Annotated in this window: 9 protein-coding genes; 2 read left to right on the top strand and 7 right to left on the bottom strand. The window is 30.8% G+C overall.

Translation table 11 applies throughout. From position 1 onward, the window contains the following. Positions 1 to 209 precede the first annotated feature (209 nt). From BMY82_RS06095 to BMY82_RS06085, 3 genes are all read right to left on the bottom strand, one after another. A complete protein-coding gene (locus tag BMY82_RS06095; protein WP_091975673.1) occupies positions 210 to 1829 on the bottom strand; it encodes an ABC-F family ATP-binding cassette domain-containing protein in 1620 nt (539 codons plus the stop codon). Positions 1830 to 2170: 341 nt separating this feature from the next. Then, positions 2171 to 3544 (bottom strand): NCS2 family permease, encoded by a 1374-nt coding sequence (locus BMY82_RS06090; protein ID WP_091975672.1) that lies wholly within the window; start codon positions 3542 to 3544, stop codon positions 2171 to 2173. 96 nt (positions 3545 to 3640) lie between these two features. Then, positions 3641 to 4309, bottom strand: coding sequence for a response regulator transcription factor (locus tag BMY82_RS06085; RefSeq protein WP_091975671.1), 669 nt, complete (start codon positions 4307 to 4309; stop codon positions 3641 to 3643). A gap of 190 nt (positions 4310 to 4499) precedes the next feature. Here BMY82_RS06085 and BMY82_RS06080 point away from each other — a divergent pair, with 190 nt between their 5' ends. Beyond that, positions 4500 to 4790, top strand: a complete 291-nt coding sequence (locus tag BMY82_RS06080; RefSeq protein WP_091975670.1) for a Dabb family protein — start codon at positions 4500 to 4502, stop codon at positions 4788 to 4790. 340 nt (positions 4791 to 5130) lie between these two features. Here BMY82_RS06080 and BMY82_RS06075 read toward each other — a convergent pair whose 3' ends face one another. Further along, positions 5131 to 7422, bottom strand: a complete 2292-nt coding sequence (locus BMY82_RS06075) for a heavy metal translocating P-type ATPase (protein ID WP_091975669.1) — start codon at positions 7420 to 7422, stop codon at positions 5131 to 5133. A 447-nt stretch (positions 7423 to 7869) separates the two neighbouring features. Between BMY82_RS06075 and typA the strand changes: the two genes are divergently transcribed. After that, the gene (typA, locus tag BMY82_RS06070; RefSeq protein ID WP_091975668.1) at positions 7870 to 9711 is read left to right on the top strand and encodes a translational GTPase TypA; all 1842 of its coding nucleotides are present in this window, start codon (positions 7870 to 7872) and stop codon (positions 9709 to 9711) included. Positions 9712 to 9883: 172 nt separating this feature from the next. On the opposite strand, the gene BMY82_RS06065 is transcribed toward typA, so the two are convergent. From BMY82_RS06065 to BMY82_RS06055, 3 genes are read right to left on the bottom strand one after another with little or no spacing between them, the layout of a single operon-like run. After that, positions 9884 to 10579 carry a hypothetical protein gene (locus tag BMY82_RS06065; protein ID WP_091975667.1) on the bottom strand — a complete coding sequence of 232 codons (696 nt, stop codon included), beginning with the start codon at positions 10577 to 10579 and terminating at the stop codon, positions 9884 to 9886. An 11-nt stretch (positions 10580 to 10590) separates the two neighbouring features. Then, positions 10591 to 11526 (bottom strand): magnesium transporter CorA family protein, encoded by a 936-nt coding sequence (locus tag BMY82_RS06060; protein WP_091975666.1) that lies wholly within the window; start codon positions 11524 to 11526, stop codon positions 10591 to 10593. Between the two features lie 27 nt (positions 11527 to 11553). Next, positions 11554 to 13386: a tetratricopeptide repeat protein gene (locus BMY82_RS06055; protein WP_242938930.1), complete on the bottom strand. Its 1833-nt coding sequence runs from the start codon at positions 13384 to 13386 to the stop codon at positions 11554 to 11556. Positions 13387 to 13495 lie beyond the last annotated feature (109 nt).

Genomic DNA, 13495 nt, shown 5'->3' with positions numbered 1-13495 from the left:
TTTATAGAGTTTTAGATTATAAAATTTTTAAAAACTTTACTGCTAAAGATTTCTTTTAAAAGCTTTTAAATAAAGATTTATATTGGTATCATAAATTCAATTATGATACTATATATCTATATCTATCTTATAAGCATTCTTTAATAGATTCTATTTGCTATAATCAAAAAGAGAGGTTTTAACCTCTCTTTTATTATTCTATTTATATACTAAGCCTGAACTATTTTCTTTAATAGACCCTGTATATCAGCACTTTCGATGAAATCATCAAAGTTCATCTTTCTATCTAATATACCATTATCTCCTATAAATATTATTCTATTTGCTATAGAAGATATAAATTGATGATCATGAGAAGTAAATAATATTACTCCTGTAAAGTCTTCTAATGATTTATTCACAGAAGTTATAGATTCAAGATCAAGATGATTTGTAGGGTCATCCATAAGAAGTACATTTGCATTAGATAACATCATCTTTGAAAGCATACATCTAACCTTTTCTCCCCCGCTTAATACACTTGCCTTTTTAAGAGCTTCATCTCCACTGAAAAGCATTCTTCCAAGGAAACCTCTTATATAACTTTCTATCTTTTCTTCAGAGTATTGTCTTAACCAATCTACTAATGAAAGATCACATCCATCAAAGTACTCATTATAATTTTTAGGCATATAATTTTGTGAAGTTGTAACTCCCCACTTAAATTCGCCTTCATAATCTGTATCTCTTCCTGATAATATTTCAAATAAAGCTGTTGCTGCCATATCATCACCCATGAAAACAACCTTATCATCATTATTTAATCTGAAACTTACATTATCAAGAACTTTTTCACCATCTACTACTTTTGTAAGATTTGTAACTTCAAGAACTTCATTTCCTATTTCTCTTTCTGGTTTGAAAGCAACATATGGATACTTTCTTCTTGAAGGCTGTATTTCTTCAACATTTAATTTTTCAAGCTGTTTCTTTCTAGAAGTAGCCTGCTTTGCTTTAGAGGCATTAGAACTAAATCTCGCAATAAATTCCTTTAACTGTGCTACCTTTTCTTCAGTCTTTTTATTCTGATCCTTCATAAGCTGAAGAGCTAGCTGACTTGATTCATACCAGAAATCATAGTTACCAGTATATAATTGAATCTTACCAAAGTCTACATCGACTATGTGAGTACATATTGTATTTAAGAAATGTCTATCATGTGATACAACAATTACAATAGTGTCATCTAATCCCATTATAAATTCATTAAGCCACTTTATTGAAGCATAATCTAAATGATTAGTAGGCTCGTCAAGTAAAAGAATTTCAGGATTACCAAATAATGCCTGTGCAAGAAGAACTTTTACCTTATCTCCACCAGACAATTCATTCATTAGTGAATAATGGTGTTCCTTCTCTATTCCCAATCCCATTAAGATCTTTTCTGCATTTGTTTCAGCATCCCAACCATCAAGTTCTGCAAATTCTCCTTCAAGTTCTGCAGCCTTGATTCCGTCTTCATCACTGAAATCTTCCTTCATATATATAGCATCTTTTTCTTTCATTATTTGCCATAGTCTTTCGTGCCCCATAATAACTACATCTATTAGATTAAAGTCATCATATTCGAAATGGTCCTGCTTAAGAACTGACATTCTTTCCTTATCAGTTATTGAAACTACACCAGTATTTGGCTCTATTTCTCCTGATAGTATTTTTAAAAATGTACTCTTTCCAGCACCATTAGCTCCGATTATTCCGTAGCAGTTTCCTTTTGTAAATTTTAGGTTTACATCTTTGTATAATTCTTTATCACCAAATCTTAAACCTACATCTGTTACCTGTAACATTAGCATATTTCCTTTCTCATTTTATTTCTTTTAATTTTTCACGCCTGACGCACTACTTTTTAATTTATACTTATTAATCTGCATATCCTCTGCATGAAAGATTTTTAATCAACTATATCGCTTAAACTATATCCACTAAGCAATATTACTAGCTATTTAAAAATATCTATTATCAACTATTCCTTAAATATTAAATTTAAGGAATTCTTTACCTATAGCGTTAAAAAAGGACTATTGATCTTGATCACAATAGTCCAATTTCACTACTAATTATATAGTAACTAAATTCCACGTAAGTTTCAAGGCTTTTTGCCAAAATACGCGATTTATTAATTTTTCTTTTATAACATTAACAACTTTATTAAGAATAAAATTGCAAGAACAATCATTACCATAGATACTGGTTCTCTGTCTTCCTTCTTTGCAAATAGATTGTAAATAAGGTTTATTATAACATATGAAAGTATACCTATTGTAAGTCCATCACCTATACTGTATGTAAGAGCCATACTTACAACTGTTATAAATGCTGGAAGTCCTTCTGTTATGTTGTGAATATCTATCTCGTGAATTGAGCTTATCATAAGATATCCAACATATATAAGTGCAGGTGCAGTTGCACATGCAGGTATTGCTATAAATATTGGTGAGAAAAACATAGCTATAAGGAATAATATACCTACTGTAATTGCAGTATATCCAGTTCTACCACCAGCTATAACACCTGTTGAAGATTCAACATATGTAGTAACTGTTGAAACACCAAGTAAAGCACCAAAAGTAGTTGCTATAGAGTCAGCTAAAAGAGCTCTACCAACATTAGGAACTCTACCCTGTTCATCAAGCATATCTGCCTTTGAACAAACTCCTACTAATGTACCAACTGTATCAAAGAAGTCTACAAATAAGAAAGTACATACTATTACGAAGAAGTTTCCTATATCCTTTGGATGTGCAAGAAATTCAAAGTCAACCTTACCTGCAATAGGTTTAATTGATTCATATTTAAATATACCATCTGGAAGAAATATTCCTAACTTTGCCGCAGCTTCAGGATTCATTGAAGCATATATCCAAGCAAGAATTGAAGAAACTGCTATACCAGCAAGAATTGCACCCTTTAATCCTTTTTTATCCATAACACCTATTACTAATAATCCTATAAATGCAAATAAAACTGTTGGTGTCATACTTCCCATACTAACAAGTGTTGCTTCGTTTGCTACTACAAGTCCACATCCCTTTAATCCTATAAACGCTATAAATATACCTATACCTGCTGTAACAGCATGTTTCATGTTAAGTGGAATTGAGTTTACTACCGCTTCACGAACTTTAAATAAAGTAAGTAAAAGGAAAATTATACCTTCTACAAAAACTGCTGTTAAAGCAACCTCCCAAGGAACACCGCCCTTAAGCACAACTGTATATGCAAAGAATGCATTTAGTCCCATACCTGATGCAAGTGCAAAAGGAAGATTTGCAATAAATCCCATAATAAAACAACCTAAAGCTGCTGCAAGACAAGTACCTGTAACTAATGCACCTGCATTCATACCTGTTGCTGAAAGTGTTGTTGGATTTACCGCAATTATATACGCCATTGTTAAGAATGTAGTAATTCCGGCAACTATTTCTCTCTTCATATTTACATTTTTCTCGGCTAGAAGAGGAAATGCTTTTTGAATACCGCTTAATTCCTGATTTGAATTCATTTAAAACCTCCATTATTTAAATAAAATTTATAAATTTATATATAATAGCCACGTCTTTACGTTGCCACTTATAACATATTAAAATTGCTAAAATATTTACTTTTTATCAAGAGTATATCCTATACCTTTTACTGTTTTAATATATGGTAACTTTATTTTTTTTCTTATATTCTTGATATGAGCATCTATTATTCTAGTATCCCCATAAAAATCATAACCCCATATATTGTCAAGAAGATTTTCTCTTGTGATTACCTGTGGATATTTTTCAATGAGCATCTTCAAAATATAAAATTCCTTTAAAGTAAGCTCTACAGACTCTCCAGAGATTGTAACCGAATAAGTTCTAAGTCCAAGTACCATATCTTCAAATTCAAGCGTATCAGAATCAATTAATTTAGATGTTCTCTTTAAAATTGCTTCAATTTTTTTTGCTAGTACATTAAATGAAAATGGCTTTACAATAAAATCGTCACAACCACAATCATATCCCTTTATTTGTGTCGCTTCGTCATTTTTTGATGATATAAACACTATTGGTACCTCGGACATCTTCCTTATCATTTTACAAACTGTAAAACCATCAAGATTTGGCATTGATATATTTAAAAGAACAAGATCATATTTTTTCTCTTTAAACTTTTGAATACCTTCTAGTCCATCCGATACCGAATCTACAAAAAAATCTCTAGTCTTTAAGGATTCTTCTATAATCTCTTGAGTATTTTTATCATCCTCAATGATCAAAATATCATATCGGTTCATTATAAATTCTCCTTTTCTCTTGAATTTTTAACAACTTCATCATTTATACGAATGATTATAACATAGAATTCAAATTGGGGCAATTTAATTTTCCATTGAACAATTTTATTTTTTTAAGAAAAAATGTATGTATTTTTTTCTTTATTTAGTGTATAATTAAAGAAACAGATTATTTATATGGAGGTATTACATGAAACACATTGTATTATTTAAATTTGAAAGAAACAAAAATTACGAAAAACTTTCTAAAATTCTCACTGGTACGTACGATAAACTTGAAAAGGAGTGTAATGTTATCAAAAACTATGAATTCAAGGTGAATTGTCTAGAGAATGAAGCTAATATGGATATTATTTTATTTGTTGACTTAGGAAATGACTATATGTTAAAGGATTATATAGACCATCCAGTACACCAAGAATTCATTAATGCCTTTAAAAATGAAGGTCTTTCATCAAAGTCAGTAATTGATGTTGAATAAAAGCATTTTCATATTAAATTCAAGTGCTTATTCACTTTATCGAACGTTTATGTGTTTTCTTTAAATGAATGTACTTTTAAATCATTGACAAAAATCTATATATTATACGAACAATACACCCTTTTATTCACATGTATTATTCGTAATATATCGAATGATTTAAACTAACTATTTTATTGTAAAAATATAAAGGACAGTTTAAAGGTATTTTTACCATAAACTGTCCTTTTTGTATACTTTTTATTTAGTGCTCAATCTTTTAATAAACTCTATTTAAAATACACTTATTTGAAATGTAAGTTCAAAATCTTTTACTATATCTTTTTATAATATATTCTCCTTACTTACTTTCTTTCTTACTTTCTTCTTGCTTGCTGTCATATGGTTTAAACTTTCTTAATCTCAATGCATTTGAAACAACACTTACAGACGAAAGACTCATTGCCGCAGCTGCTATCATTGGATTCAAAAGAGGTCCACCAAATATATATAATACTCCAGCTGCAAAAGGAATACCTATAATATTATATCCAAAAGCCCAAGCTAAGTTTTGTTTTATGTTTCTTATAGTTTCTTTACTCAATTTAATTGCATTTGCTACGTCCATCAAGTTATCTCTCATCAAAACAATATCTGCAGATTCTATTGCAACATCTGTACCATTACCTATTGCAATTCCAAGATCAGCTTGTGCAAGAGCAGGAGAATCATTAATACCATCTCCAACCATAGCTACAAATTCTCCCTTTTCCTGTAATTCCTTAATTGTATTTGACTTCTCTGATGGAAGAACCTCTGACTTAACTATATCTATACCAACTTGATTTGCTATTGCCGCTGCTGTGTTTTTATTGTCACCTGTAATCATTGCTACTTTAATACCTAATTCATGTAGCTTCTTTATAGTTTCTATACTACTGTCTTTTATTGTATCTGCAACTGCTATAATAGCTATAAACTTATTATCTATTGCTATATACATCGGAGTCTTTCCCATTTTCGCATATTCTTGTGATATATTCTCAGACTTTTCATCTACTTTTGCATCAATGCTTTCCATAAATTTTTTATTACCAAGCAAAACCTTACGAGTATCTACAGTTGCCTCAATACCCATGCCTGTGTAACTCTTAAAATCTATTGCTTTTTCTATTTCAATATTTTTATTTTTAGCAAATAAGGTTATCGCTTCTGCCAAAGGATGCTCTGATCCAGATTCTGCAGAGGCTATAAGCTTTATTATTTCACTTTCTTTAAAACTTTCTTCTACTATATGCAAATCTGTAACTACAGCTTTTCCATTTGTAATAGTACCTGTCTTATCAAATGCTATAGTAGTTACTTTGTGAGCAGATTCAAGTGAATCTCCTCCCTTTATCAATATTCCATTTTCTGCTCCCTTACCAGTACCTACCATTATTGCAGTCGGTGTTGCAAGTCCAAGAGCACATGGACAAGCTATTACAAGAACTGAAATAAATATTGTCAAAGTAAATTCAAAATCAGCATGACCTACAAAGTGCCAAAGGAAAGCTGATACTATAGCAATAGTCATTACAATTGGAACAAAGATCCCTGAAACTACATCTGCAAGATTTGCAATTTCTGCTTTTTTATTTTGAGCATCTTCTACTAATTTAATAATTTGATATAAAGTCGTATCCTTACCTACTTTTTCTGCCTTAAACTTAATATATCCGTTTTTATTTATACTTGACCCTGTAACTGCATCTCCTACTGACTTTTCAACTGGAATACTCTCGCCAGTTAGCATTGATTCGTCTATGGATGTATTCCCATATATAATTTTTCCATCTACTGGTATTTTTTTCCCAGGCTTTACTATTATAGTATCTCCCTTTTTTACATCTTCTATGCTAACTTCTTTTTCTTTTCCATCTATCTCTAAAATAGCAGTCTTGGCTTGTAACTCCATAAGAGATTTAATTGCCTCTGAAGTCTTGCTTTTACTTCTAGCCTCCAAAGTTTTACCTAACATTATAAGTGCTATAATCATAGTTGCACTTTCATAATAAATAGGAACATGTGCATGAAGCTCAATTATTTTTGCAAGAAACTCACTATCAAACAACATTCTAAATGTGTTGATTAAACTATACAAAACTGCAGCTGTTGTAGATACTGCTACAAGAGAATCCATATTCGGTCCTAAATTAAAAATAGCCTTATACCCATTAATATAAAACTTTCTACCTGCTATTAGAACAGGTATCGTTAAAAGTAATTGTAGTAAAGAATAGTTTTGAGGATTGTGTGTGGGAGATATGATATTAGGAAGTTTTAATCCTACCATTGGTCCCATTGATATAATAAAGACTAAAAGAGCAAATATAGCTGCCACTAGAAATTGTCTCTTTGTATTATCATCTTTTTGAAGAGTTTTTTTCTCCTCCTCTGCTATATGAAAACCTACCTTTTCTACTGAATGCTTTAAATCTTCAAAACCACAAATAGATGGATCATATTCAACTATCGCCTTTTCAGTTGCAATATTTACTGATGCAGAACTAACTCCATTTGTTTTTTTAAGAGATCGCTCTGCCGATTTTGAACAAGCTGCACAACTCATTCCTTCGATTTTAAAATCTATTGTTTTAATATTTTTACTCATAATCTTTCCTTTCTTCTATTATAATGTTATTTTAATAATTTTAAGATGATTTTTTCAATTTGATAAATCAATCCTTTGACTTTTAAAAAAATCTTAAGTATACTAATGTTTCCTAGCTTCATTTACATTTTCTGAAAACATTTATCATATAGTAATTATTATACACCTAATATTTAATTTTTCAATATAAAACCACACTATCTTTCTACAGATTAGATTGACTATACTCTTCATATGATTAATCTGCAAACTTCAAAAAAATAATAATGCCTATTGATTATATACCCTATTTTTGATAAAATTCTTTAAAATAAAACGATTTCAAGAGAAATACGTGTATACAATACTTCTATTATTTGTTATAATATAAAAGTTGTTATAAATAATTACAAGATGTATTATTACATCTTTGATATTAGATTTTAGATTTTTAAAGGAGCGATTTAAGTGACAAATAAGCGTAATATAATTAACATTGCAGTTATTGCCCATGTTGATGCGGGTAAATCCACTCTAGTAGATGCATTTCTTAACCAGAGTGGTGTTTTTAGAGATAATGAAGTCATCAGAGAACGTATAATGGATAGTGATGACATTGAGCAAGAAAGAGGTATTACAATATACTCTAAGAACTGTTCTATAAGACACGGAGATTATAAAATTAATATAGTTGATACTCCTGGACATAGTGACTTCTCTTCTGAAGTTGAGCGTGTACTAAAGACAGTAGACACAGTTTTACTTCTTGTTGATGCTACAGAAGGTCCTATGCCTCAGACAAGATTTGTTCTTCAAAAGTCATTAGAACAGGGGTTAAAGCCTATTTTATTTATAAATAAAATTGACAAAAAAGATCAAAGAGCTGAAGAAGTTGTAAACGAAGTATTTGACTTATTCGTTGAGTTAAATGCAAATGATGAACAGTGTGACTTCCCTATCGTGTACGGTATTGCCAAGGAAGGTATTGCCAAGTTGGAATTAGATGACGAAGGAAAGGATTTAAGTCCTTTATTCGAAACAATCATAAATCATGTTGATGCTTATCCAGATTATGATGATGAATCACTTCAAGTTCAGATATCTGCACTTGCATACGATGATTATATCGGTAGACTTGGAATAGGTAGAGTGTTTAAAGGTAAACTAAAATCATCAGAACAGATAAATATTTGCTCCGAAGGTAAGGAACCAAGAAGAGGTAAGATTTCAAGAATTTCTGTATACGAAGGTCTTAATCAAGTTCAAGTTGATGAAGCTGAAAGTGGTGAAATAGTTGTTCTTGCAGGTATTCCTGATATAGAAATAGGTGAAACAATATGTGCTGAAGGTCAGAATCTTCCACTTGGAGCTATACTTATAGAAGAACCTACTCTATCAATGAACTTCATGGTAAATGATTCTCCATTTGTAGGTAGAAGCGGAAAGTTTGTTACTACTAGACATATAAGAGACAGACTAGAAAAAGAATTAGAAGTAAATGTAGGTTTAAGAGTTGAACCTCTAGATACTACAGACGGATATAAGGTAAGTGGACGTGGTGAACTTCACCTTTCTATATTAATAGAAAATATGAGACGTGAAGGATATGAATTAGGTGTATCTAAGCCACAAGTTCTTATGCATAAGAATGAAGAAGGAAAGACAGTTGAACCAATAGAAAGAGTTATTGTAAACTGCCCTGAAAGCTATTCAGGAACTGTTATAAGCGAGCTAAACACTAGAAAAGGTATGATGGAATCAATGGAAATAGTTGACGGTGGATACGTTAAGATTGAATTCCTTGTTCCTACTAGAGGTCTTCTAGGATATAGAAGTGAATTTATAAATGTTACTAGAGGTGAAGGTACTTTATTATCTTCATTTGAGAGATTTGAAGAATATAAGGGTGAGATACCTTCAAGATTAAATGGTGTTCTAATTTCTCAGAGTCCTGGTAAAACTATGGGTTATGCCCTAAATGCACTTTCTTCAAGAGGTACTCTATTTGTTGATCCAGGTGTAGATGTTTACGAAGGTATGATAATCGGTATGAACTCTAGAAAAGAAGATATGGTTGTTAATCCTACAAAGAATAAGAAGATGAGTAACGTTAGAGCATCTGGTTCAGATGATGCTATCAAGCTTGCTCCACCTAAAATCTTCACACTTGAAGAATCTCTTGAATTTATAGATGACGATGAACTTGTTGAAGTAACTCCAGATTCTATAAGATTAAGAAAGAAAGTTCTTAATGAACAGGATAGAATAAAATACAACAGATCTATGGCAAGTAGAGCTATTGTAGAATAATAATATATAATATATCCGCACTGCGAAGCAGTGCGGTGTTTTTTATGCGAAATTTATTTATAATCTATTAATGGATATTTATAACTACTTAATTAAAAAATTCCTTTTAATCAAAATATAAAATCTATTTATAATAAAAAAGCCGTCTGCCTAATTAAAGACAGACCGCTTTTTATTTTTTATTTTTACATATAATATTTTCTTGATATATTATTGTTTTTATATCAATATTAATTACACATTCATCTTCTAATCTATTGTTTCTTTCGCCAAATCTATAAATTGCAAACTTCTCTCTTGGATCCCTATCACTTTCATCTAAAGAAATGTCCATTACATGCTGAAATGCTGTTTTCCTCTCTAGGAAGGCTATGTAATCCATAGATGGATAATATAGAATAATGTCCACTTCTCTATTGTTCAACTCTACAGACTTAATTATTTTATTTACAATTCCTATAAAAATATTCACTGAAAATGGATTGAAAAAATAAAACTTATTTTCAAATTTGCTAATTTCATATTTTTCAGCATAATTATTCACATAAAAAAGTCTTCCTACTGCTTTAGGATTTCTTTTTATATAGCTATCATAATTTTTTAATGCTTTTTTGTGAAACTCTTCTACTATCTCGACACTTGTACATCCTGAATTAAAAAAGTAATTCACAAAAAAAGAAAATCTTCCTTTACCTGAACCGAAGTCTACAAAAAAATCTTTATCATTGATTTCATAATGTTTAAAGAGTTTTTCTAATGCAGAATATGGAGTTGGCTCGTATCTGTTATAATGCTTGATTCTATCCATCCTAGTTTCCGACTTAGATGTTTCTATTCTAAGCATTTTTTCAATAATTGACTCTTTCATCTCAAAATCACCTACAAGAATTTCTTTCTAATAAGATAGATTGTAGATAGAGTACAAAGCACAACTGATACTACTACAACCATCCAGAATCCTCCAGGACTTTTCTCAAATGGAATACCTGGAACGTTCATCCCCCAGAAGCCTGACAATATCGTAGGCACCGCCATTATAATTGTCACTATTGTAAGATATGTCATTACATTATTCTGATTATTACTTATTATCGCACTAAAAGCATCCATTATTCGACTTAATATATCCCCATATATTCTAGCCATCTGAAGAGCCTGTTTATTTTCTATAATAACATCCTCTAGCAAATCCTCATCTTCTTCATAGTGTTTTATAATATTAAGCTTTAATAATCTATCTAAAGTAGCCTCATTGGCAGTCAAAGAAGTAGAGAAATATACCAAGGATTTCTCTAACTGTAAAAGCTGTAAAAGCTCTTTATTCTTCATTGACTGATAAATCTCTTTTTCTATAAGATTTGTAGTTTTATTAATTCTTCTCAGATAAAGTAAATAATATGTAGCATTTCTGTATAGAATCTGTAAAATAAATCGGGTTCTCATAAATGTATAAAAATCTTTAACATGTCCAACTATAAAGTCATTTAAAATTCTAACCTGTTTTGAACAAACAGTTACAATTCCATCATTGCAAAGTATTATTGCCAATGGCACTGTTATATAACTTGAAGATTTTGAATCTGACATATCAAATGGAATATCTATCAGTATCAATGTGTAATCATCATCAGACTCAATTCTTGAACTTTCCTCATCGTCTAATGCTGCTGTTAAAACATCTATATCGAGGTTTAGCAACTGACTGATATCCTCAAGTTCATTGGAAGTGGGTTCTGTTAAATTCACCCAGCATCCCTTTTCATAATTATCAAGTTTTTCCAACTCAAGGTTTATTGACTTATAATATCTTATCAATAGCATCACCCCTTTGTTTTTAAGCGCTTATACGTCTATATTTTCGACTTCCCCCTGATCTAAAGCCATCCAATTTTCACGTCCTTCAAAATACTTTGTAATATCTTCATCTATATCCAATATATAAAGTGGTTCTATATTTTCCTCAAATCCCTTGAATTTCATAGGACTTATATCAAAATCTGTTAAAAGTAAGTGATCGTCTATAAAATTTAAATGCTTTACATCATGAACTAATTCAGCCGAATTCTCATAATTTAAATTTGCCAAAGATTTGAACATGTCCATAGACTTTCTAAAATAAAAAGCCGCAAGGAAGTATTCACATCTCTTATTGCCCTTTTCTGTTCCCATTTTAAGGTAACTTTCCGCCTTTTCAAACTCATAACTTCTAAATAAAAGCTGAGCAAGGTTATACATTGATTCTGTGCATCCTTTTTCAATAGCCTTTTCATAATACTCTCTAGCCTTTTTAGGCTCATTTAAAAAGTTATCGTACAATATACCTAGAGTATTCAATGCATATACATTCCCTAATTCTGCAGGTTTTATAAGGTATTTTTTTGTTTCCTCATAATCGCCTTGATTGAATAACAGTCTTGCAAGATACAGTTTAGCTAAATCGTGGTCGCTTTCTGACGCTATTTTATAATATCTTAAAGCCTCTTTTTCCCTGCCAGTTCTTTCAAATAAAGTTGCTACTTTAAAAGCAGATTCTATATCTCCTGAGTCAGCTGCTTTTCTATACCAGTATAGCATATTATCTAAATTAGATTTTCTCTCATATAAATTCGCAATCTTAATTTGACATGTGACACTATCAGGTGCGACTTTGTAATAATAAATAGCCTTGTCATAGTCTTTTAAAGCCCTACACAGATCTCCCATGTTCTCAGCTGCATTTACACAACCTTGATTTATAGCTTCATCAAAATACTTTCCTGCTTCTTTATAATTTTTCTCCTCGAAATAAATTCCAGCTAAGTTATTTTTTGCTTCACTTATTCCGTCATCCGCTGCCATTTTGTAATAAATTCTGGCATTATCTGTATCATTATTTCTATTATATATATTTGCTAATCTGTATTTTGCAAGAGAATGATTCTGTGCAATAGCAAGTTCATAATAATGTATTGCATCTGCAGTTTTATTTTTTTTATCAAGTAGATACCCTAATCTATACTGTGCTGTAACATTACCTTCATCAGCTGCTACTATATAGGCTTTTTCAGCTTCTGTAGAATCACTAGATAACTCATAAAGTATACCTAAGTTTATACAAGCATTTATATGTTTCTTTTTTACTAATTTCTTGTATAAATCCATAGATTCTACATAGTTGCCTCTATCCATTTCAATTACTGCCATATTGTATATAGCATCTTCATCGTTTAGTTCAGCACCTTTTCTATACATTTCTTCCGATACATCTTCTACATCAAGTTCACTATTTAATAGTCCTAAGTTGAAATAAGATTTTGCAAAACCTTCACTTGCTGCTTCTTTTAAAACTTTTTCAGACATTTGATAGTCTTCTAGTATGTAGTAAATTACGCCCATATTGTTTTTAGCAGCTAATATTCCCTTTTCTGCTGCTTTTTCATACCAATATAGCGAAGTGTCATATATTTCATTATTATAGTACATATTACCAAGATTAAAAGCTGCGAAATCAACACCACTATTAAAGGCCGATTTATACCAGTTTTCAGCTTTTTCTAGTTCACCTGCACTATCATACAACTGTCCCAAAATTAGCTGAGCTCTGTCATATCCCGCCTCGGCTGCTTCGACAAATTTGCCTACTGCCAACTCGGATTTTCCTATTTTTTCATAGAAATTTCCTTTCAAGTAATCCATTTTTGGATTTTGTGACATCTGATTCACCCCTTCAATACTTAAATAAACATAATTACACGTATATTATTATACCACAGTTTATAAAGTATAGGCAAATAATGTTACATCT

This window comes from Peptostreptococcus russellii (assembly GCF_900110295.1).
In the GTDB taxonomy this organism is placed as follows: Bacteria; Bacillota; Clostridia; order Peptostreptococcales; family Peptostreptococcaceae; genus Peptostreptococcus; species Peptostreptococcus russellii_A.
Note: the sequence above shows the minus strand (reverse complement) of the source record. Positions and strands in the feature narration are given on the sequence as shown.